This is a genomic window from Phenylobacterium sp. (assembly GCF_030651755.1).
Classification (GTDB): domain Bacteria; phylum Pseudomonadota; class Alphaproteobacteria; order Caulobacterales; family Caulobacteraceae; genus Phenylobacterium.
In genome coordinates this window covers 1-20192 of record NZ_JAUSBZ010000079.1, presented here as the reverse complement: position 1 = coordinate 20192, position 20192 = coordinate 1, and the positions used below count along the sequence as shown (strand labels likewise).

Sequence of the window (20192 nt, the reverse complement as noted above, 5' to 3'; positions counted from 1 at the left end):
GCGGCGGCGGGGGCGGCGGGGGCGGAGGCGGCGGGGGCGGCGGGGGCGGAGCGGCCGGCGAAGCGAAGGAATAACGCAGGCCGACGGTCACCGACTGATCGCGGTAATCGCCCGAGAACACGCCCGGCTGCATCGAAGCGCTGCCGGTGGAAGCGAAGTCCAGATCCGAGCCGCCGAGATAGCGGTAGGTCAGGTCAACATTCAGGCGGTCGGTCGCCGCCCAGGCCAGACCGGCCAGCAGCTGATAGGCCAGAGCCGTATCGCTGTCGTCGATGGTCAGGTTCTGGATGGCGGGGTTGGCCGCCGAGAACGGGCCGGCGGCGGTGGCGAACTGGCCGACCACGTCCATCTTGACGTGATTGACGCCAACGCCGAAGCCGACGAACGGATTGATGACCGCGCCAGGCGCGATGTCATAGATGACATTGCCCATCAGGGTCCAGGATTCGACGTCGCCATTGGGCGAACCGCAGTTCGGAGCCGCCGCAGTGCGGACGACGCCGGGGGTGCAGAGGCCGGCATGCGAACCGGGAGCGCCACGGACGCTGGAGATATCGCCGGGGCGATAGCCGCCTTCGAGCTCAACGCGCCAGTTGGGGTTCAGGCGATAGCCGAGGCGGGCGAAGCCGGCCCAGTCATCGTCCTGGCTGAATTCATAGTTGTAGGGAGCGCCGCCGGGGCCATTGTTGGTGGAGCCGGTTTCAAGACCTTCGGGCCAATGATAGCCCAGGTCCATCGCGCCGTACCAACCGGCGTCTTGTGCGGATGCGCCAGACGCGGCGAAAACCGCAGCCAGGGCGGCCCCCGCCAGGAGTTTGAATTTCATATTTGAGCCCTCTTCATGCCCTATGCTGCGGCCAAATGACCCAGCATCCTTATAACAAGGCCGGTCCGATGCGAAAGTGTCGCCAGAGCAACACCCTTGCGCAATCTGCCTGCCAATTGGTCGATTTTCGCGAGAAAGTCCTGGTCGTCCCCCTCCCTTAGCCCCCAACGCGCGCATATTCCCTCCGTGGGAGGGATATTCAGGGCTCTCGCCGCCCCTTCGGCGCTGGTTCGACACTTACCACATCCGCCATGGGAAGGGTGTCCCCTTCGCCAATGGCGCACGCCATGACTGCCGCAGGCTTCCGGCCAAGACCATAATCGGCCGTGACGCCTAGCATCGGGGCTCTAACGCTGATCCCCGACGGAGGTTCCAAAAAAAATCCGTCAAGAGAGCTTTGCAGCGAATGAGTCCTCACGCTGCGGCGATGTTGCAGCTTGAGAGGGGGAATCGCAATCGCCTTCTCCCATCAGTGGAGTAGGGCAAAAGTTCAGACTCGGTCGTTGGCCCTCGTCCGCCGACCCCGGCCGCCGAGGGCTTCGGGGCGGTTGAGCTCATTCCGATACTCGTCGCGACGCTCATGGATGGAGGCGATCACCAACCCCATGGGCACGCCGATCTCCACCAGGACCGTTTCCGATAGCTGAAGACTCGCCTCCACTGTCTCTGGCACGGCGTCGGTCGCGCCCATTTCGTAGAGCCGCTTGGCGTGACGGGCATCCCGGGCCCGGGCGACGATGACGAGGTCTGGCCTGATCCGCCGCGCCACCGCGACCACCGTTTCGGCCGCCTCCGGATTGTCCATGGTGACGACCAGGGCGCGGGCCTCCCCCAGTCCGCAGCGCATCAGGAACTCACTGCGGGCCGCGTCGCCATAGAAGCAGGGCAGTCGGTTGCGGCGAGCCTGTTCGACCAGGCGCGGATCGCGCTCGGCCGCGACCCAGGTCGCGCCGTGGCGGGTCAGCATTTCCCCCACCAACTGTCCCACCCGGCCAAAGCCCACAACCAGAACCCCTGCCGCGCCTCCGCCCTCCTCCGGCGCCTCGTCCACAGTTCGCGGCGGCGCGCGGCGGGCGAGGCGGCGCCCAAGGGCGGCCAGAACCGGGACCAGGGCCATGGTCAGGGTGGCTGACACAATGACAAGCTCGCCGATCCCGCGGGGGACAACGTTCAGACCCATGGCCTGATCGAGAATGACGAAGGCGAACTCGCCGCCCGCCGCGAGGGGCAGGGCGATCTCGGCCGCCGCCAGACTCGACATGCGGCTCAGGCGGCAGAGCAGGAAGATCAGCCCCCCCTTAACGACCAGCAAGCCGGTCGCAATGCCCAGCACATCCAGGGGTCTGGCCGCCACCAGCGAGAGATTCAAACCGATCCCCACCGAGAGGAAGAAGAGTCCCAGCAAAAGGCCCTTGAACGGCTCGATCGTAACCTCGACCTCGTGTCGAAACTCGGTTTCGGCCAGCAGGAGCCCGGCGATGAAGGCGCCCAGCGCCATCGACAGGCCCATCACCGCGCTGACCAGGCCGGCCCCGATGACCACCAGCAGGCAGGCGGCCATGAACAGTTCTTCGCTCTTGGCCCGCGCCACCGAGCGCAGCAAGGGCCTCAGGAACAACCGGCCAAAGGCCACCAGGCCGATCATCCCCAGCACGGCCGGCGCAAAGGCCAGCAGTAGCCCCGGCGACAGATCCGCCCCGCCCCGGGCGCCAAGGACGGCGAGCGTCACGAGGATCGGGGCGACGGCCAAATCCTGAAACAGCAGGATGGAGAAGGTGGCGCGGCCGCTCACCGAGTGTTGTCGACGCTGCTCGATCAGGACCGGCATGACGATGGCGGTCGAGGACAGGGCCAGGGCCGCGCCGATCGCCGCGGCTGGTGCGATCTCCATGCCCAGCAGCATGGCCAGGCCTGTCAGGGCCGCCAGGCTCAGCCCTACCTGGGCCGCGCCGAGGCCGAAGACCAGGCGGCGCATCAGGCGCAGCCGCTCCCAGGATAGCTCCAGGCCGATCATGAACAGCAGGAAGACGACGCCCAGTTCCGCCAGTTGGGCGATGTCGTCGGGATTGCCGACGGTGAAATAGGCCACCCAGGGGGCGATTTCTCCCAGTCGCGCCAGTCCGAAGGGACCAAGCGCCACACCAGCCAGGATAAAGCCGAGGATAGGGCTGATTTTCCAGCGCCGAAACAGGGGCACCACGACCCCAGCGGTAGCCAGAAACAGGACGATGTCCTTATAGCCGTCAGCCGACCCGTGTCCGTCCATGCCGCCCCCGCAAACTTCCGCTGCGTTTATGGCAGGGGTCGGGGTCGGGGTGAACCTTCCCGCGCGCCTGGCCGTCCATCGCCCTGGCGAAGTTGACTCGACGCAGAGCCGTCCTCTTTATGCCCCGCATATTTTAAGAATGGAGGACGTCCTATGGAGGTTTGGAATTATGCCAACCTGTGGGAAACGGTCGCGCGCGCAACCCCCGACCGCCCAGCCCTGATCCACGGAGAACAGGTGCTGACCTGGGACCAGTTCGACGGCCGGGCCAACGGATTGGCGCGCCGCCTGGTGGAGAAGGGCCTGACCCATCAGTCCAAGGTCGCGGCCTATCTCTATAATGGGCCGGAGTACATCGAGACCTATTACGCCGCCTTCAAGGCCGGTCTGGTCCCCTTCAACACCAACTATCGCTACAGCGGCGACGAGCTGGTCTATCTGTTTGACAACGCCGACGCCGAGGCCGTGGTCTTCCACGCCTCCTTCGCCGAGACCGCCGCGTCGGTCCGCGGGCGCCTGCCCAAGGTGAAGGCCTGGATCGCCGTCGCCGAGGACGGCTTCCCCGTTCCCGACTGGGCCGAAGACTATGACGCCATCGTCGCCCAGGGAGGCGATCGGTTCGAGGCGCCCTGGGGTCGCTCGGCCGACGACCTGCTCTTTATGTATACCGGCGGCACCACCGGCATGCCCAAGGGGGTGATGTGGCGCCAGGAGGACCTGTTCAAGGGCCTCGGCGGCGGCGCCAACCTGCTGCTCGGCCTGCCCCCCCTGGAGACCGTCGAAGAGGCCGGCGTCCGCGCCAAGGCCAACGCCGCGTCCCCCGAACCCCAGGCGATCACCATTCCGGTGGCCCCCCTGATGCACGCCACCGGCCAGTTCATCTCCTTCGGCCAGCTGATCAGCGGCGGCGCCATCGCCACCCTGCCCTCGCGCAAGTTCGATCCCGCCAGCCTGTTCGACGAGGTCGAGCGCCTGGGCGTCAGCGGGCTGATCATCGTGGGTCTCGCCTTCGCCGCGCCGATGCTGGAATGCCTGGAGGCCAATCCCGGCCGCTGGACCATGCCCAGCCTGAAGCGGATCGTCTCCTCGGGCACCATGTGGTCGGCGGAGAACAAGCAGGGTCTGCTGAAGCACCTGCCCAACATCATGCTGATGGACAGCCTGGGCTCGTCCGAAGCGCTTGGCCTCGCCTCTTCGGCGTCGGGTGGCGGCGTGTCGGCGGCCACGGCCAAGTTCGCCACCGGCCCCAATGCGGCGGTCTTCACCGAGGACGGCCGCCGGGTGGCGCCGGGCTCGGGCGAGCGCGGCCTGGTGGCGGTCGGCGGCCACACGCCGCTCGGCTACTACAAGGATGAGGAAAAGTCGGCCAAGACCTTCCGCATCTTCGAGGGTCAGCGCTGGTCGGTGCCCGGCGACTGGGCCACGGTGGAGGCCGACGGGGCCATCACCCTGCTGGGCCGCGGCAGCCAGGTGATCAACACCGGCGGCGAGAAGGTCTTCCCCGAAGAGGTGGAAGAGGCGCTGAAACGCTTCCCCGGCGTGCGTGACGCCGCTGTGGTCGGCCTGCCCGACCCACGGTTTGGCGAGCGGATCTGCGCTGTGGTGGATGTGGCCGGCGGCGCCGAGCCCTCCCTGGCCGACCTGCAGGCCCACGTGAAGTCCAACCTGGCCGACTACAAGGTTCCCCGGGACCTGGTGTTCGCCCCCGTCGTCCGGGCGCCCAACGGCAAGCTGGACTACAAGCTGGTGCGCGCTCAGGCCCTGGACTCCCTGGGCGCCAAGACCTGACGAAACTGGACTTAACAAAAATGTAATGAGCGCCTGAGGGTCTGGGCGGGGCATGTTCGGCCTCATCCCAGACCCTTGAAGGCTGATCATTGCACATGAAGACCCTCTGGTTCGGCGCCGCCGCGGCGGCTGCCCTGTTGACCGCCGCCGCGCCGGCCTCGGCCCGCGACTGGCGCCCTCTTCACATTCTCAGCGCCGCGCCGGAGGCGACGGGCGGCGGCGGCGCCCAGGCCCAGCGCATGGGGGAATGGGGTTTTGACGCCAGCGGCATGAACCCCTCCATCCGACCTGGCGCCGACTTCTTCCTGCACGCCAACGGCGCCTATGTGGACGCCCTGGAGATTCCGGCCGACCGCTCGCGGTTCGGCACCTTCGACGCCTTGAACGAGCTCTCGGTCGAGCGGATGCGCGTGGTCCTGGACCGCTCGGCCGCTGATCGGGCCGCCACCGGCGACGAGGCGCTGATCGGCGCCTTCTATCGCAGCTTCATGGATGAGACCGCCGTCAACGCCCTGGGGGCGCGCCCCCTGGCGGCTGATCTGGCCCGGGTGCGGCAGGCCAGCAGCGATGAGGCGCTCGCCCGGCTGATGGGTGAAACCATGAAGGGCTTCGGCGGGTCGATCTTCAGCGCCTATGTCTATGACGACGCCAAGGATCCGAAGCGTTACACTGTCTATCTCGGCCAGGCCGGGATCGGCATGCCCGACCGGGACTACTATCTGGACGAGCGCTTCGCCGAACAGAAGGCCAAGTATCAGGCCTATGTGGCCCAACTCCTGACCCTGGCCGGCTGGCCGAACCCCGAGGCCAACGCCCAGGCCATTGTCGCGATGGAGACCAAGATCGCCGAGGTCTCCTGGACCCGGACCGATCGGCGAGACGACGACAAGACCTACAATCCCTATACGCTGGAAGAGCTGAGCGCCTTCGCCCCGGCCTTCCCCTGGACCGCCTTCCTGGCCGGCGCCGACCTGCAGGGCGCCACCAAACTGGTGGCGGCGGAAAACACCGCCTTCCCGAAGATCGCCGAGATCTTCGCCGGGACTCCTGTGGCGGTGCGGCAGGCCTGGGCGGCCTATACGCTGAGCGACCAAGCCGCCCCCTATCTCTCTCAGGCCTTCGTTCAGGCCCATCATGAGTTCCGCGAGAAAACCCTCTCGGGCCAGCCAGAGCAGCGGCCCCGCTGGAAGCGGGGGGTCGCCCTGGTGGATTCCCGGGCCGGCGAGGCCCTGGGACGGCTCTATGTGGCGGATTACTTCCCGCCGGAGAGCAAGGCGAAGATGGAGGCCCTGGTCGGCGACATCAAATCGGCCATGGAAATCCGTCTCCAGGGCCTGACCTGGATGGGGGACGAGACCAAGGCCAAGGCCCTGGAGAAGCTGTCGAAGTTTACGGTCAAGATCGGCTATCCCGAGGAGTGGCGCGACTATTCGGGCCTCGAGGTTCGCCCCGACGACCTCTATGGCAATGTCCAGCGGGCCGCGGCCTTCGACTGGGCCTTCCGGGTCGGCCGTCTGAACGAGCCGGTGGACGACAAGGAGTGGGGCATGACCCCCCCGACGGTGAACGCCTATTACAGCCCGACCAAGAACCAGATCGTCTTCCCCGCCGCCATCCTGCAGCCCCCCTTCTTCGATCCCGACGCAGATCCAGCCATCAACTATGGCGGCATCGGCGGGGTGATCGGCCACGAGATCACCCACGGCTTCGACGACCAGGGACGCAAATCCGATGGGGACGGCCGCCTCACCGACTGGTGGACGGCCGAGGACGCCGCCAAGTTCCAGGCGGAAGCCAAGAAGCTCGGCGCCCAATACTCGGCCATCGAGCCCCTGGAAGGTCATCCGATCCAGGGCGAGCTGACCATGGGCGAGAACATCGCCGATCTGGGCGGCCTGCTGTTGGCCCTCGACGCCTATCGCATCTCCCTGGACGGCCAGCCGGCGCCGGTGCTGGACGGTTTCACCGGCGAGCAGCGGGTCTTCCTTGGCTGGGCGCAGGTCTGGCGGGGCAAGTATCGGGAGGACGCCCTGCGGCGCCAGCTGGTGGCGGGGCCCCATTCGCCGCCGCACTACCGGGTCAATGTGCCGATCACCAATATGGACGCCTGGTACGACGCCTTCGGCGTGACGCCGGAAGACCCGATGTATGTGGCGCCCGACGCCCGGGTTCGTATCTGGTGACAGAAGAGGGGCGGGCCCGTAAGAACCCGCCCCTCATTTTTGACTCATTCGTCAGTTTTTGGCGGCGCGCGAAAAAGAAATGGCCCGTTGCGGGGGATATTCGCAACGGGCCTGTTCTTATTGTGAGCTGCCGCTCAGTTTTAGAGGGCGTTTCCTCCCCGAAACGCCGGAGACTTCAGGACTTGGTCGCCGTCTTGTCTCTCGCCAGATGACAAAACGGCAATTTCATGCCCGAGTCAATGCGCCAAATCGGCAGAAACGCGAAATTTCCCTCCATTTTCCAAGACTTTCCCTGAAAAGTCCTCACATCCCCGCGATAATTGACGCGGATGTCAATTATGGCCGCAGTTTCGCGCGCAATTGGTTCCATCCCGGCGAATCCGACTCAAAAACGAAGTCTGGCTGCGACGCCGTCACCGGCCCGAGACCGGCCCGCGACAGAGCCTGGCCAGCGGCGGCCAGGTCACCGGCGGGCAACAGCAGTCCGTTGAGCCTACGGGAGGCGCCCTGGGCGACAAGGCCGGCGATCACCGCCTCGGCGCCCGTGGCCGGCTCCGGCCAGGTGAGGGTGGCGCTGGCCCGAGCCGCCGCGCGGGCCTCGACCTGGCGCAGCAGCGTCTGCGCCGCCGTCATCTGGAAGGTCGTCCATTCCGCCCGCAGGCTGGCGGCCAGCTGAGCCTGGCTCCTGAGGATCACCCCGTCGCTGAGCACCTTCAGGCCATTGGCCTCCAGGGTCGCCCCGGTGGTGGTGATATCGACCACCAGTTCGGCGGCCCCCGCCGCCGGCGCCCCTTCGGTGGCCCCGCCGGACTCGACGATCCGATAGTCCGCCAAACCGTGGCGAGCGAAGAAGGCCCTGGTCTGCAGGATGTACTTGGTGGCCACCCGGATCCGCCGGCCTGTCCGGGCCAGGATGTCGTGCGCCACCTCTTCGAGGTCGGCCATGCTGTCCACATCGAGCCAGCTCTTGGGCGTCGCCACCACCAGATCGGCGCGGCCAAAGCCCAGGGGCCTAAGCAACAGGGCCCGACCCGACAGGTCGCCTGGACGCTCGCGCATCAGGTCTTCGCCGGTGACGCCCAGATGAACATCCCCGGCGTCCAGGGCCTCGGCGATGTCGCCCGCCGAGAGCAGGCGTACCTGGGCGCCTGCCAATCCCTTAAGCCGGCCCATATAACCGCGGGCGCCGCCCTCGGCCTCCAGGCGCAGACCGCAGTCGGCGAGCCAGGCCTCCACCTGCTCCTTCAGCCGCCCCTTGGAGGGCGCAGCGATGATCAGCGGGGCATCCATCAGACTTCTCCCTGGGCATAGGCCCGCCAGGGCCGGACCATGCAGCCCACGGCGCGGCCGTCAGCCCCCCCGCCCAGCCGCGCCAGCAGGCCGTCATAGCGCCCGCCGGCGGCCACCGGACGATCATCTCCCAAGGCCGCGCTGCGAATTTCGAAGGTCAGGCCGTCATAATAATCAAAGGCATGTCCAAGACCCGGGGTGAACCACAAGGCCTCTGACGGCGCCCCGGCTTCGGCGAGGCGGGACAGACGTCCCGACCAGGCCTCGATCGCCGCATCCAGAGCCTGCGCCTTCGGACCCGCCAGGCGCCGGGCCTGTGCGAGGGCGGCCTCGGGACGATCGGAAATCGCCAGGAAGCCGGCGACCGCTGCGGCCTGATCCGTGGTCAAGGCCGGCGCACGTCGGGCCTCGGCCTTGGCCACCAGCCGCTCGGCGATCTCCGCGGGGCCTCGCCCCCCCACCGGCGCAATGCCCGCCAGGCCCCAGACCTCCCGAAGCAGGTCGGCGGCGCCCTCCCCTGGCAGATCCGCCAATAGGTCGGCCAGACGTCCGTCGCCGGCGGCCCCGGTGGCGGTCTCGCCGGCCCGGGCGAGCTCGGCCTGCAACAGGCGCGGCCGCTTGGCGATCCGCACCAGGCGAACAGCCAGGGCCGGGGCCAGGTCGAGACTGTCCACAAAGGCGGAGAACAGGGCTGCATCACCGAGCCATAGGGCGAGATCCTTGCGGCCGCCCGCACAGGCCGAGCCCCACGCCAGGGCGATCACCTCGGCATCGGCCGCCGCCACCTGCGAGGCTGGCGCGTCGAACCGCTCGAGGCCCAGTTGCAGGAACTCCTCAGAACGGCCGGTGTGCTCTGGGGCGGCCCGGAAGGCCTTGCCCTGATACATGTAGCGGCCTTCAGCGGCCCCGCTTTCGATATGGCTGCGGGCCACCGGCGCGGTGAAGTCCGGGCGCAGGCAGGCCTCGGCCCCACCCTCGGCCTGGACCACGAACAGCCGCGAGCGCAGGCCCTCACCGGCCAGGTCGAGGATCAGGTTCAGCGGCTGGACCAAGGGCACATCGGCCAGGGTCGCGCCCGTCGCCTCAAAGGGGGCCCGAATGGCGGCCAGGACCGCCGGCGGCAGGGTCGGCTCAACCCGCATCAGGCGCCCCTCACGATCTTGGCCACTGTGGCCACAAGTTCATTGCGAGGACAATTGATCTGCCCCGGTCGCTGCTCGCGCCACTGGCTGTTGTCAGAGATGCCCGCGGCCAACTCGCGGCCAAGGACGAGGTCCATGATGGTGACGGTTCCCGCCGCGATCTCGTCCCCGCCGAGGATGACGGCGGCCGGCGAGAGGCGACGGTCGGCGTACTTCATCTGCGCCTTCATGCCCGATGATCCCAGATAGACCTCGGCGGCCAGGCCGGCGGCGCGCAGCTCGGCGGCGGCGGCGAAATAGTGGGCCATGTCGTCTTGGCTGAAGGCGATGACCACCACCGGACCGCGGGTCTCCGCGGCGAGGTCGCGCCCCGCCGCGCGCAGGGCTGAGGCCAGGCGAGACACACCAAAGGAAAAGCCCGTGGCCGGCACGACCTGACCGGTGAACCGGGCCACCAGGTCATCATAGCGACCGCCCCCGCCGATGGAGCCGAAGCGGACCGGATGGCCCTTTTCGTCGGTGGTCTCAAGCAGCAGCTCGGCCTCGAAGACGGCGCCGGTATAGTATTCCAGGCCCCGGACGATGGCCGGCTCGAAGACGGCCTGATCCTCGGTGACGCCCAGGTTTTTCAGCGCCGTGTTGATGGCGGCCAGTTCGGCCAGGCCTGCGTCCCCCTCGGCTGAGCCGCCGATGATGTCGGCCAGGCGGTTCAGGACGCTCCCGCGGTCAGCGCCACCGCCCGCAGCCGTGAAGGCCAGCACGGCCTCGGCGGCCGCCGCGTTCAGCCCCGCCCCCTTGGTGAAGGCGCCGGACTCGTCCTTGCGCCCCTCCCCCAGCAACAGGCGCACCCCGTCGGGACCCAGACGGTCGAGCTTGTCCACCGCCCGCAGAACGCCCAGCTTCTGGCGCTCGTCGCTGACCCCGGCCGTGGCCAGCAGGCCGTTGAGCAGCTTGCGGTTGTTGATGCGGATCACGGCGGAGCCGGCCGGCAGGCCCGCGGCGACCAGGCCTTCGGCGGCCATGGCGATGATTTCGGCGTCAGCCTCTGGCCGCGCCGAGCCCACCGTGTCGGCGTCGCACTGGGTGAATTCCCGGAACCGGCCGGGGCCGGGCTTCTCGTTGCGCCAGACCGGTCCGAAGGCGTAGCGGCGGAACGGCTTGGGCAGCGTCTCCCAGTGCTGGGCGGCGAACCGGGCCAGGGGCGCGGTCAGGTCATAGCGCAGGGCCATCCACTGTTCGTCATCGTCCTGCAGGGCGAAGACGCCTTCATTGGGACGGTCGGCGTCGGGCAGGAACTTGCCCAGCGCGTCGGCATATTCAAAGGCGCCCGTGTCCAGGGCCTCGAATCCATAGCGCTCATAGACCGCCGACACGGCGGTGAGGATCTGGCGCTCGGCTGCGAGGTCGCGGGCGCGGCGGTCCACGAAGCCGCGCGGGCTGCGCGCCTCCGGGCGGGTGGGGGCGGTCTCGTCGGTCATGGGGCGCGCCTAGATGAAGGAGCCGGGCGCCACAAGGGCGCGGCCGGCTCTGGCGAAGGTGGGAAGGCGGTCAAGGGTCATGCGTCGCTCCGAAGGTCATGGGCGCGACGGACGGGGATATGCAAGCGGCGAGCCCCGTCCGCTGCGGGGGCTCGAGCCGTGGTCGTCGTCCTGATCTCAGGCCGCACAACCCCGCCCGATCCCGCAGGAGATCGGATGGTGGTGGCGGCCGTGATGGGGCGCGACGAAGATCATGGGCGGCCCTATAGCCGAGGCGGGCGGCCAAGACCAGCCTTCAACCCCTGCCCCGCAGCCGGGCGATCAGGGCCGCGGTCGAAGGATCGTGAGCCTTGGGCGCTTCGCCTTCCAGATCCTCGAGGATGCGACCGGCCAGGGTCTTGCCCAGCTCCACGCCCCACTGGTCGAAGCTGTTGATCCCCCAGAGCACGCCCTCGACAAAGGTCTTGTGCTCATAGAGCGCAATGAGGGCGCCCAGGGCCTCAGGCGTCAGGGCGTCCATCAGCAGGAAGCTGGTCGGGCGATTGCCGGGAAAGGTCTTCTGCGGCGCCAGGACGGCGATCTGGTCAGCGGTCAGGCCATCTCGTTCCAGGGACCGGCCGACCTCGGCCTGACTGCGACCGACCATCAGCGCCTCGGCCTGGGCCAGCGCATTGGCCAACAGCTTTGTCTGGGACTCCGGATGGCCATCGGCGCTCCTGGCCACCGCCAGGATGTCGGCGGGGATCACATCACTGCCCTGATGCATCAGTTGGAAGAAGGCGTGCTGCACATTGGCGCCGGCGTCGCCAAACACCATGGCGGCGGTGGCCTGGCTGACAGGCCGGCCATCGGCGCGGACCCGCTTGCCATTGGACTCCATCTCCAGCTGCTGGAGAAAGTTGGGCAGCAGCCGCAGGCGTTGGGCGTAGGGCACCACCGCGCGGACCGGCCGGTCCATGGCGTTGCGGTTGAAGATGTGGGCCAGCGCCAGCAGAACCGGGGCGTTGGCCTCCAGGGGCGCCAGGCGGAAATGATCGTCCATGGCCGCGCCGCCCGCCAGCAGGGCCTCGAAGACGTCCGGCCCCAGGGCGATGGCGCAGGACAGGCCCACCGCTGACCAGACCGAATAGCGCCCGCCGACCCAGTCGCGGAAGCCGAAGATCTGGTCGGCGCGCACACCGAAGGCCTGGGCCACGTCCGGCGCCGCCGAGACGGCCACCAGATGACTGTCGGCGCCCGACCCCAGGGCGTCGCGCAACCAGGCCCGGGCGATGGCGGCGTTGGCCATGGTCTCCTGGGTGGTGAAGGTCTTGGAGACCACCACCACCAGGGTCTGCGCCGGATCAAGGCCGGCCAGGGCCTGGGCGATCTCGGCGGGGTCCACATTGGCGGCGAACCGCAGATCAATGGCCGGCTGTGTGGATCGCAGGGCCTCCCAGACCAGCCTGGGACCAAAGTCCGAGCCGCCAATGCCGATATGGACCACCGCCGTGAAGGGCTTTCCGGTGGCCCCCGCTCGGGCGCCCCTCCTTACCTCGCGGGCGAAGTCGGCCATCGCCTCGCGGGTGGCCTCCAGCTCGCGGGACACCGGTTCTCCCTGGGCGGCGAAGCTCGACCCCCGGGGCGCGCGCAGGGCGACATGCAAGGCCGCCCGCCCCTCGGATGGATTGACCATCTCGCCTGAGAACAACCGCTCCCGCGCGGCCTCGACATCGGCGGCCCTGGCGAGGTCGAGGGCGAGGGTCAGGTCCTTGGCCGACCAGGGCTGTTTGGAGAGGTCGATATAGAGGCCGGCGGCCTCAAGGCTCAGGCGCTCAAGGCGGTCGGGCTCGGCCTCGAACAGGCCAGTGATCGGCCGGGCGGCCGCCGCAGCGCCCGCGGCCCGCAGGCGGCGCCAGGCGGCCTCGTGATCAGACATGGTTCATCCCCCATTCAACCGGCGCCCCACATGCCGACTGTACGCACCTGGGCAAAGCCGGTTAGCAAAAGCCGGGCGTCCCGTCTTCGTTCCTTCGGCGCCTCGACCGCTTCGATCCGCCAAAACTGTGCTCCGAGGTCAGACCCATGCCCTGCGCCGCTCTCGCCGCCTCGACCCTGCTCTGGATGGCCGCCGGCCCCGCGCCAGCCCGGCCAGAGACGCCGGTTCCGGCGCCGGCCACGGCGCTGGAGCCCCTGTTCGCCGACATTGTCGCCCGCGCCCAAGGTCTGAAAGGTCAGGCGGAGACGCTTCGTCAAACCAAGGCTGTGGCCAGCGAGGCCTTCAAGACCGAGGTCGCTGACCTGGCGGCCCTGAACATGGTTGGCCAGCAGCGGGTGCGCGATCGGGGCAATGATGGGGACCTGGCCTGCATCCTGCGGGGGATCGCCGAGGATCTGCCGGTCAAGCTCGCAGCCCTGCAACTGGCCAGCGAACCCGCCGACCGCGACCTGGCCCTGCGCGAGCTGATCTATCTGTTGAACGACAATGTCGAGGTCATCATCGCCCCGCCCGGCCCATCGGCAGGACCGGCGCCAGGCGGAGCGATCTGAAACCTCAGTACTTTACGCTGCAGCCATATGGAGCCGACACCGGCTGGGCGACGGCGCGGCCGGCCTTCATGTCGGCCAGGGCGGCGACCACATAGTTCTTGGCGCCCTGAAGCGTGGCCGGATCAGCGCTGTTCTTGTCGTCAATGCCGCCCATATAGACCAGCGTGCCCGCCGGATTGACGATGTACATATGAGGGGTGGTCTTGGCGGCGTAGGCGCGGCCGACCTCACCCTTGGGGTCGAGCAGGATGGCGGCCGGCGCCGCTCCGGTGTCCGTCTTCCAGGTGTTGGCCTCAGCGGCGGTCTTGTAGCCCTGCTTGCCCGGGGCCGAAGAGATGATGCTCAACCAGACCACGCCGTCGGCCGCAGCGCTCTTTTGCAGTTCCTGCATGGCGTCGGTCTTGTAGTGCTTCTGGACATAGGGGCAGCCGTCATTGGTCCATTCCAGGACCACGGTCTTGCCCTTGAACTCCGACAGGGCGCGGGATTTGCCCGTGGAATCGACGGCGGTGAAGGCCGGCGCGGGCTTGCCGATCGCCGGGGCGGCCAGGGCGGGGGCGGCGATCATGGCGGCGGCCGCGGCGATCCCGGCCAGGACCGGTCGGCGGGAAAAGGAAGGGGGCGTCATGGGCGTCTCCTACGGTTTTGGTTCCGACGAACAAAGGCGGTGCAAGGGTCTCTAGCCGGCGGCGGCCTCCAGGGCGCGGACGACCAGACCCTCGGTGAGGATCTGCGGGAGAATGACCGGCTCGGACCCGCGGGTGTCATAGACGAGATACAAGGGTACCCCAGCCCGACCATGGCGCGCCAGTTCGGCGGCGATCACATCGTCCTTACGGGTCCAGTCGCCCTTCAGATAGACAGCGCCCGTCGACGCCAGGGACTCGGCGACCCCCTGCCGGGCGAGGGCGACCTGCTCGTTGACCTGGCAGGTGACGCACCAGGCGGCGGTGAAGTTCACGAAGACCGGCGCCCCTTGCGCCCGCAGTTCGGCCAGACGCTCTGCGCTATAGGGTTCGTAGGGCAGCTCGGCCACCGCCCCGCTGGACTCCCCGCCCGGAAGGGCTGCGCCCTGGTAGGCCGGGAACAGAACCGCCACCACGGCCAGGATGGCGAGGACCGCCGCCCCGCCCCGCAGAGCCAGACGGCCAGACCTGACCTGAGACAGGCCAAATAGCCAGGCCGCCAACGCCAGCACGATCGCTGCGGCCAGCAGGCGGGCCATCGCCATGGGGCCGGCCTGCAGGGTCAACACCCAGAGCAGCCAGGCGGCGGCGCCATACATGGGGAAGGCCAGGACCTTGCGCAGGTGGTCCATCCAGGGTCCTGGCCGAGGCAGGCGCGCCAGGAGGCCCGGCGCGAAGGACACCGCGACGAAGGGCGCTGCGAAGCCAAGCCCGAGAGCGGCAAACACCAGCAGGGATGAGGCGGCGTTCTGGGTCAGAGCCCAGCCGAGCGCCGGCGCCATGAAGGGCGCGGTGCAGGGCGCGGCGACGACCACGGCCAGCACCCCGACAAAGAAGGCGCCAGCCAACCCGCCGCGACCGGCGAGCCCCGAACCCACCCCCTGCAGGGAGGTCCCGATCTCGAACACCCCCGAGAGATTGAGCGCCACCGCCAGCATCAGCAGGGCGAGGGCCGCCACGACCGGCGGCGACTGGAGCTGGAAGCCCCAACCCACCGCCGCGCCTGCGGCCTGGGCGATGATGAGCACCCCCGCGAGGGTCAGGAAGGTGGCGAGAACCCCCGCCAGGAAGGCCAACCCCTGGCCTCGCGCCGCCTTCGCCTCATGGGCGTGGCCAGCCAGGCTGGCGGCCTTCATCGCCAGGATGGGGAAAACGCAGGGCATCAGGTTGAGGATCAGGCCACCCAGGACGGCGAAGACCATGGCCAGCGGCAGCCCCAGCCCCGCCGCCGACAGGCCCCCGCCGCGGGTCGCTGGCGGTCCCAGACCAGCGGCCTCGGCGGGAAGCGGCCCGGCCTGGGCCTCGATCTCGTAATAGGCGTCACCAGCCTTGAGCACGCCGGCCATGATCTGGGGCGGCTCAGGCATCTGGAAAGCGTAGCTGGCGGTCAGGCCAAGGGTGAGGCCCTGGGGGCCCCGGTCGATGGACTGGGGCGCGGCGTGGTCGATCACCGCCCCGTCAAACGGGAAGAAGTAGCTGCCAGCCAGGTTCGCGCCAGCCAGGACGGCGCCGGTGATCGCCAGGCGAAGGCCCTGGTCGCTGTTCTCGAACACCGCTGCGAGATCAGCCCGCCGGGGGGCGGCCTCCAGGGCGCGGGCGATGGGCCCCGCCCACCGGCCCGAGGGTTGGGCGGCCTGGGCCTGCACCGGCAGGGTCAGCTCCAGCAGGGCGTCTTCGGGGATGCAGATTTCTTCGCAGACCAGGAAGGCCGCGGCGGCGCGCAGGGTGACCGGCTGTCCCACCGGGGCGTCGGCCGGCGCCGTCAGGGTCATCGGCAGGATCACCTCGCCTGAATAGCCATAACTGACCAGGGGGCCTGCCGGCTGCGGCTCTGGCGGCTGCCAGACGAAGTCCCCGGCGCTCCAGCCGGGGGGCAGGGTCCAGGCGATCTTGGTCGCCTCGCCGGAGTCCCCGGGATTCCGCCAATAGGTGTGCCAGCCCTTGTCGATCTGCTGGCGCAGGGCGACCTGGATGGTCTGACCAGGGGCGATGGCCTGGGTCTGGGCGATCAACTCGGCCTTCAGATGGCCGGTGTCCACCGGCGCGGCCCGGGCTGCGGGCGCGATCAGGACCAGAAGCGCGAGGATCAGGCCGGCGAGGCGTGGCGTCATCAGAGGGTCCGTGCCTGTTTGGGGTCGTGACAATATGGGGCCAGATGGGCGTGGCCCGCAAACATGCGATTCGCGCCGCCCATCCCTTTCGCCTTTACGGCGTTCCGGACCGGATGGTTTGATCGGGGGTCAACAGAGGGGCGGTCATGCCGGGATCATTCGACGAAATCGAGATCGGACAGGTGGTCGCCCTGGGCGCTGCAGCGGTGGACGCCCGGGCGCTGGAGGCCTTTATCACAGCCTTCGCCCCCGGCTGGACCCTTGATCGCGGGGCGCCCGACGCCATGGTGTTCGCCCTGTGGGCGCGGCTGGACGGACAGGCCGCTTCGGGCTGGCCCCAGACCAAGCGGCTGGGGGTCGACGCCCTGCGCTGGGTGCGCAATCCGCCGCCGGGCGAACTGCTGCGCGCCCGGATGACCATCATGGGCAAGGATCCGGTCGGCGAGGGCAAGGGCATCGTGATCGCCCAGCATGACCTGTTGGACGAGGCTGGGCGGCTGGTCTTTTCCTGCCTCACCCGCAGCATCTTCTCCCGGTAGGCGCGAGGCCGCGTCCGCCGGGAGAGATCCAGACCGATCGGCTCAGCTATTGGCGGCCTGGGGCGCCTGGTTCTGAAGCTGCAGCTGGCGGTTCATCGACAGGGCCACCAGCCGGTCCCACTGGGCCAGAGAGATCAGGTGGGCGAAGATCTGGTTCAGGGCGCCCGACTGGCGCAGGTCCATGTACTTCTCAGTCGGCAGCTCGCGCAGGCGCTCTTCAGAGACGCCGAAATAGTCGGCCAGCTTCTGGGGCTCGGCGGCGGTGCCGTCGGCGTTGATCGGGGTGTAGAAGGACTCCTTGGCCTCGAACAGGTCCAGCGCCTTGAGCAGTTGGACGAAGTTCTGGGTCTTCTGCCGCTCCATCTCGTAGTCGTTGCAGAACTTCAGGCAGTTCTGGGTGTACTCGGTGGGCTCATCCTTCTCGTCGAAGAAGGGCAGCTCCGGATTGGTCTCGGCGAAGAACTCCGCAGAGCGGTCGACACAGAGGATCGACTGACCGGCCTTGGCGTCATTGGCGAAGACGAAGGGATAGCGGCGGACATAGGCCGGCACATAGACGCCGGCGTCGAACACGCCGGTGGGCAGCACGAAGATGTTCTCATCGTGGTTCAGGCCCATCACCTGCAGGGGGGTCTTTTCCTCACCCACAAAGATGATCGGGCCGTTGAGAACCGCCAGCTGGAATTCCGAGACGGTCAGCGGCACCAGATTGTGCTTGGCCGCGAAGCCGAAGGGCCCGTCGATACGCTTGACGCCCATACCCTTGTGGGTGGTCGGGTTCAACGGCTCGGGCCGGTTGTAGTAGAGGACGTTGCCGGAAAGTTGGCCCGTGGCCGATGGGGTCGTCTCGGTCATTAGAAACCTTCGAGGAATTTCGGGTGTCCGACGGGTCCTGCAGGACCCGCGCGCGGAGCGGTCGGGCGCTTCTAGCCGATCACGGCCAGGGCGGCAAATGCCAGGAGGGACGCTTGCGTCGCCGCCGCTCTGTCGGTTCAATTGGTCCCATAGAAGAGCAGCCCCACCCTTGAGGGGGCTCCGGAGGAACATTTCAACATGCCTATCTTTTATCCCGACATTCTCGAACAGCGCACGGCCCCGCGCACCTTCACCTATGGCGACAAGGACGTGATGCTCTACGCCCTCGGCGTCGGCATGGGCCAGGACCCCATGAACGAGACGGAGCTTCCCTTCGTCTATGAGAAGAACCTGAAGGTCATTCCGACCGCGGCCACCGTGCTGGCGGCCGGCGCCCGGGCCGCGGCGAACGCCGGCCCCGCCCCGCAGATGCCTGAGGGTCACCGCCCCAGCCAGATCAACTTCCTGATGGTCGTCCACGGCGAGCAGAAGGTGGAATTGCACAAGCCCCTGCCCACCAAGGGGACCTTCACTGTCGAGGGCCGCACCATCGGCGCCTATGACAAGGGCAAGGACAAGGGCGCCGTCGTCATCAACGAATCGGTCTGGACCGACGAGAACGGCGAAAAGGTCGCCACCCTCACCTCGTCCACCTTCGCCCGGGGCGACGGCGGATTCGGCGGTCCCACTGAAGGGGCGCCCGAGCCGCACAAGGTCCCGGAGCGGGCGCCGGACATGTCGGTGGATTTCACCACCCGCGAGGACCAGGCCCTGCTCTATCGCCTGAACGGCGACCGCAACCCGCTGCACTCGGACCCGGACTCGGCCAAGCGCTCGGGCTTCCCGCGGCCGATCCTGCATGGTCTGTGCACCTACGGCATCACCTGCCGGGCCATTCTGCAGGCGGTGACCGACTTCGATCCCAACCAGATCAAGAGCCATCAGGCGCGATTCTCGGCGCCCGTCTTCCCGGGCGACACCATCACGGTGGACATCTGGAAGGACGGCAAGGAGATCAGCTTTGAGGCGCGTGTGAAGGATCGCAACGCCACAGTGATCAAAAACGGGCTGGCGGTGCTTCGCTAGGCCAAACCCGGCTCGGAACGGTTCCCCCTCCGGGGGAGCCGTTTTTGAGCGCGTCCCGATAAGTGGTGACCGGTTATCGGGCGAAACGCGCTCAGGACTTAGAGTTAGAGCCTGATTCAACGATCGAACGATTCCGTCTGATCGCATCAGGCTCTAGAGAGGGCCGATGATCTGTATGCGCCCTGCCCTCATCGCCCTCGCCTTCGTCGCCGGCCTTTCAGCCTGTGCGGCCGCCCCGGCCCAGGCCCCCTCCGCCCTCGCCGACACCAACAGCGGAGACTTTGTCCCGCCGGAGCTCGATGGCTATCTGACCGCCACCGATCTGGACGGCGTAACCCTGATCGGCCCGCCGCCGGCCCCTGACAGCCCCCGGGGCCGGGCCGACGCCCAGCGCTTCGAAGAAACAAGGTCCCTGGAGGGAACCGACCGCTGGGCCAAGGCCGCGGCCGACGCCGACCTCTGGGGCGGCAAGGCGCTGAAGGGGTATGCCTGCGCCTCCGGGTTGGACATCAGCCCCCAGACGACCCCGGTCACCGCCCATATCCTGGAGCGGGCCGAGCAGGATGTCCGCACCGTCAGCACCCCGGCCAAGGACCACTATGCCCGGCTGCGGCCGCTGATCGGCAACGACAAGCCCATCTGCGTGCCCAGGGCGCCCTGGATGGAGATCAACGCCTCCTATCCCTCGGGCCACTCCATGACCGGCTGGGCCTGGGCGCTCATCCTGGTGGAGCTGGCGCCCGACAAGGCCGGGCCGCTGCTGGAGGCCGGCAAGGAGATGGGGGAATCCCGGGTCATCTGCGGCATGCACTATCCCAGCGACGTGGAGGCCGGCCGTGACCTGGCCGCGGCCATGGTGGCCCGCATGCGCGCCAATCCCGCCTTCCGCGCCGACATGGAAAAGGCCCGCCGCGAGGTGGCCCGCCTCAAGGCGCCGCCCTCGGGCTGCGCGCTCTAAGGGGTCGCGATCCAGACCCAGGAAGGCCGGAACGGATCGTCCGCCGGCGCATTGGGATTTTCGAAGTCGAGATCGGGACGGCGGACCAGGCCAAGCCGCTCCATGACCGCCTGTGAGCGCAGATTGTGCGGGCTGGTATAGGCCCAGACCTCCGGCAGGCGGAGGCGGCCGAAGGCGTCGGCGAGGACCGCGGCGGCCGCCTCGGTGGCGTAGCCCTGGCCCCAGGTCTGCGGGATCAGACGCCAGCCGATCTCCGGCGTGCCGGCGATGGGCTGGCTCTCATGGGCGGGCATGACTGACGTGACCCCCATTTGTCATCCAGCCATAACGAGAGTCCTGGGTTGATCTGAGGCTTGCTCGGCTGGTGTTGCAAGAGGCCGGCGCGCGGAGAGGTCAGGGTTCGCAGCGTGCCGGCCGGCCTCTCCGGATATGGCTCTGGCGTAGTCCCTGGGCGT

Annotated in this window: 16 protein-coding genes; 6 read left to right on the top strand and 10 right to left on the bottom strand. The window is 68.3% G+C overall.

Translation table 11 applies throughout. The features are described from left to right. Both Q7V15_RS07770 and Q7V15_RS07765 read right to left on the bottom strand, forming a co-directional pair. The coding region (locus Q7V15_RS07770) for an outer membrane protein (protein WP_304754890.1) at positions 1–826 on the bottom strand (826 nt) is incomplete at its 3' end. A gap of 490 nt (positions 827–1316) precedes the next feature. Beyond that, on the bottom strand, positions 1317–3092 hold the full coding sequence (locus Q7V15_RS07765) for a cation:proton antiporter (RefSeq protein WP_304754889.1): 1776 nt from the start codon (positions 3090–3092) through the stop codon (positions 1317–1319). 153 nt (positions 3093–3245) lie between these two features. On the opposite strand from Q7V15_RS07765, the gene Q7V15_RS07760 reads away from it, so the two are divergent. Together Q7V15_RS07760 and Q7V15_RS07755 are read left to right on the top strand one after the other, a co-directional pair. Further along, complete coding sequence (locus Q7V15_RS07760; RefSeq protein WP_304754888.1) at positions 3246–4880, top strand: acyl-CoA synthetase; 1635 nt, start codon at positions 3246–3248, stop codon at positions 4878–4880. 95 nt (positions 4881–4975) lie between these two features. Beyond that, complete coding sequence (locus tag Q7V15_RS07755; RefSeq protein ID WP_304754887.1) at positions 4976–7063, top strand: M13 family metallopeptidase; 2088 nt, start codon at positions 4976–4978, stop codon at positions 7061–7063. Between the two features lie 336 nt (positions 7064–7399). Here Q7V15_RS07755 and hisG read toward each other — a convergent pair whose 3' ends face one another. The 4 genes from hisG to pgi all read right to left on the bottom strand — a co-directional run bounded on the left by hisG (position 7400) and on the right by pgi (position 12891). Then, a complete protein-coding gene (gene hisG / locus Q7V15_RS07750) occupies positions 7400–8353 on the bottom strand; it encodes an ATP phosphoribosyltransferase (protein ID WP_304754886.1) in 954 nt (317 codons plus the stop codon). Further along, a complete protein-coding gene (locus tag Q7V15_RS07745) occupies positions 8353–9495 on the bottom strand; it encodes an ATP phosphoribosyltransferase regulatory subunit (RefSeq protein WP_304754885.1) in 1143 nt (380 codons plus the stop codon). Before Q7V15_RS07745 ends, hisG begins: the two co-directional genes overlap by 1 nt. Beyond that, positions 9495–10973 (bottom strand): histidine--tRNA ligase, encoded by a 1479-nt coding sequence (hisS, locus tag Q7V15_RS07740; protein ID WP_304754884.1) that lies wholly within the window; start codon positions 10971–10973, stop codon positions 9495–9497. Before hisS ends, Q7V15_RS07745 begins: the two co-directional genes overlap by 1 nt. A gap of 295 nt (positions 10974–11268) precedes the next feature. Then, entirely contained in the window at positions 11269–12891 is a 1623-nt protein-coding gene (gene pgi, locus Q7V15_RS07735; protein WP_304754883.1) for a glucose-6-phosphate isomerase, read from the bottom strand. Positions 12892–13037: 146 nt separating this feature from the next. On the opposite strand from pgi, the gene Q7V15_RS07730 reads away from it, so the two are divergent. Further along, the gene (locus tag Q7V15_RS07730; protein WP_304754882.1) at positions 13038–13502 is read left to right on the top strand and encodes a hypothetical protein; all 465 of its coding nucleotides are present in this window, start codon (positions 13038–13040) and stop codon (positions 13500–13502) included. A 4-nt stretch (positions 13503–13506) separates the two neighbouring features. Here the strand turns inward: Q7V15_RS07730 and Q7V15_RS07725 are convergent, their stop codons facing one another. Beyond that, entirely contained in the window at positions 13507–14130 is a 624-nt protein-coding gene (locus tag Q7V15_RS07725; protein ID WP_304754881.1) for a redoxin domain-containing protein, read from the bottom strand. Positions 14131–14181: 51 nt separating this feature from the next. Next, positions 14182–16299, bottom strand: coding sequence for a protein-disulfide reductase DsbD (locus Q7V15_RS07720; protein ID WP_304754879.1), 2118 nt, complete (start codon positions 16297–16299; stop codon positions 14182–14184). 146 nt (positions 16300–16445) lie between these two features. On the opposite strand from Q7V15_RS07720, the gene Q7V15_RS07715 reads away from it, so the two are divergent. Beyond that, positions 16446–16838 carry an acyl dehydratase gene (locus Q7V15_RS07715; RefSeq protein ID WP_304754878.1) on the top strand — a complete coding sequence of 131 codons (393 nt, stop codon included), beginning with the start codon at positions 16446–16448 and terminating at the stop codon, positions 16836–16838. Positions 16839–16880: 42 nt separating this feature from the next. Here the strand turns inward: Q7V15_RS07715 and Q7V15_RS07710 are convergent, their stop codons facing one another. Further along, positions 16881–17693: a SapC family protein gene (locus tag Q7V15_RS07710; RefSeq protein WP_304754877.1), complete on the bottom strand. Its 813-nt coding sequence runs from the start codon at positions 17691–17693 to the stop codon at positions 16881–16883. 198 nt (positions 17694–17891) lie between these two features. On the opposite strand from Q7V15_RS07710, the gene Q7V15_RS07705 reads away from it, so the two are divergent. Continuing rightward, positions 17892–18779, top strand: a complete 888-nt coding sequence (locus tag Q7V15_RS07705; protein WP_304754876.1) for a MaoC/PaaZ C-terminal domain-containing protein — start codon at positions 17892–17894, stop codon at positions 18777–18779. Positions 18780–18954: 175 nt separating this feature from the next. Further along, the gene (locus Q7V15_RS07700) at positions 18955–19737 is read left to right on the top strand and encodes a phosphatase PAP2 family protein (RefSeq protein ID WP_304754875.1); all 783 of its coding nucleotides are present in this window, start codon (positions 18955–18957) and stop codon (positions 19735–19737) included. Here the strand turns inward: Q7V15_RS07700 and Q7V15_RS07695 are convergent. After that, positions 19734–20048: a GNAT family N-acetyltransferase gene (locus Q7V15_RS07695; protein WP_304754874.1), complete on the bottom strand. Its 315-nt coding sequence runs from the start codon at positions 20046–20048 to the stop codon at positions 19734–19736. The genes Q7V15_RS07700 and Q7V15_RS07695 overlap by 4 nt on opposite strands. Positions 20049–20192: the final 144 nt, after the last annotated feature.

Bases quoted from the DNA above. Each gene is read 5' to 3' on its own strand.
- Q7V15_RS07755 (WP_304754887.1), top strand. From the start codon at position 4,976: ATGAAGACCCTCTGGTTCGGCGCCGCCGCGGCGGCTGCCCTGTTGACC.
- Q7V15_RS07695 (WP_304754874.1), bottom strand. From the start codon at position 20,048: ATGGGGGTCACGTCAGTCATGCCCGCCCATGAGAGCCAGCCCATCGCC.
- Q7V15_RS07720 (WP_304754879.1), bottom strand. From the start codon at position 16,299: ATGACGCCACGCCTCGCCGGCCTGATCCTCGCGCTTCTGGTCCTGATC.
- Q7V15_RS07730 (WP_304754882.1), top strand. From the start codon at position 13,038: ATGCCCTGCGCCGCTCTCGCCGCCTCGACCCTGCTCTGGATGGCCGCC.
- Q7V15_RS07725 (WP_304754881.1), bottom strand. From the start codon at position 14,130: ATGACGCCCCCTTCCTTTTCCCGCCGACCGGTCCTGGCCGGGATCGCC.
- hisG (WP_304754886.1), bottom strand. From the start codon at position 8,353: ATGGATGCCCCGCTGATCATCGCTGCGCCCTCCAAGGGGCGGCTGAAG.
- Q7V15_RS07745 (WP_304754885.1), bottom strand. From the start codon at position 9,495: ATGCGGGTTGAGCCGACCCTGCCGCCGGCGGTCCTGGCCGCCATTCGG.
- pgi (WP_304754883.1), bottom strand. From the start codon at position 12,891: ATGTCTGATCACGAGGCCGCCTGGCGCCGCCTGCGGGCCGCGGGCGCT.
- hisS (WP_304754884.1), bottom strand. From the start codon at position 10,973: ATGACCGACGAGACCGCCCCCACCCGCCCGGAGGCGCGCAGCCCGCGC.
- Q7V15_RS07765 (WP_304754889.1), bottom strand. From the start codon at position 3,092: ATGGACGGACACGGGTCGGCTGACGGCTATAAGGACATCGTCCTGTTT.
- Q7V15_RS07715 (WP_304754878.1), top strand. From the start codon at position 16,446: ATGCCGGGATCATTCGACGAAATCGAGATCGGACAGGTGGTCGCCCTG.
- Q7V15_RS07760 (WP_304754888.1), top strand. From the start codon at position 3,246: ATGGAGGTTTGGAATTATGCCAACCTGTGGGAAACGGTCGCGCGCGCA.
- Q7V15_RS07705 (WP_304754876.1), top strand. From the start codon at position 17,892: ATGCCTATCTTTTATCCCGACATTCTCGAACAGCGCACGGCCCCGCGC.
- Q7V15_RS07700 (WP_304754875.1), top strand. From the start codon at position 18,955: ATGCGCCCTGCCCTCATCGCCCTCGCCTTCGTCGCCGGCCTTTCAGCC.
- Q7V15_RS07710 (WP_304754877.1), bottom strand. From the start codon at position 17,693: ATGACCGAGACGACCCCATCGGCCACGGGCCAACTTTCCGGCAACGTC.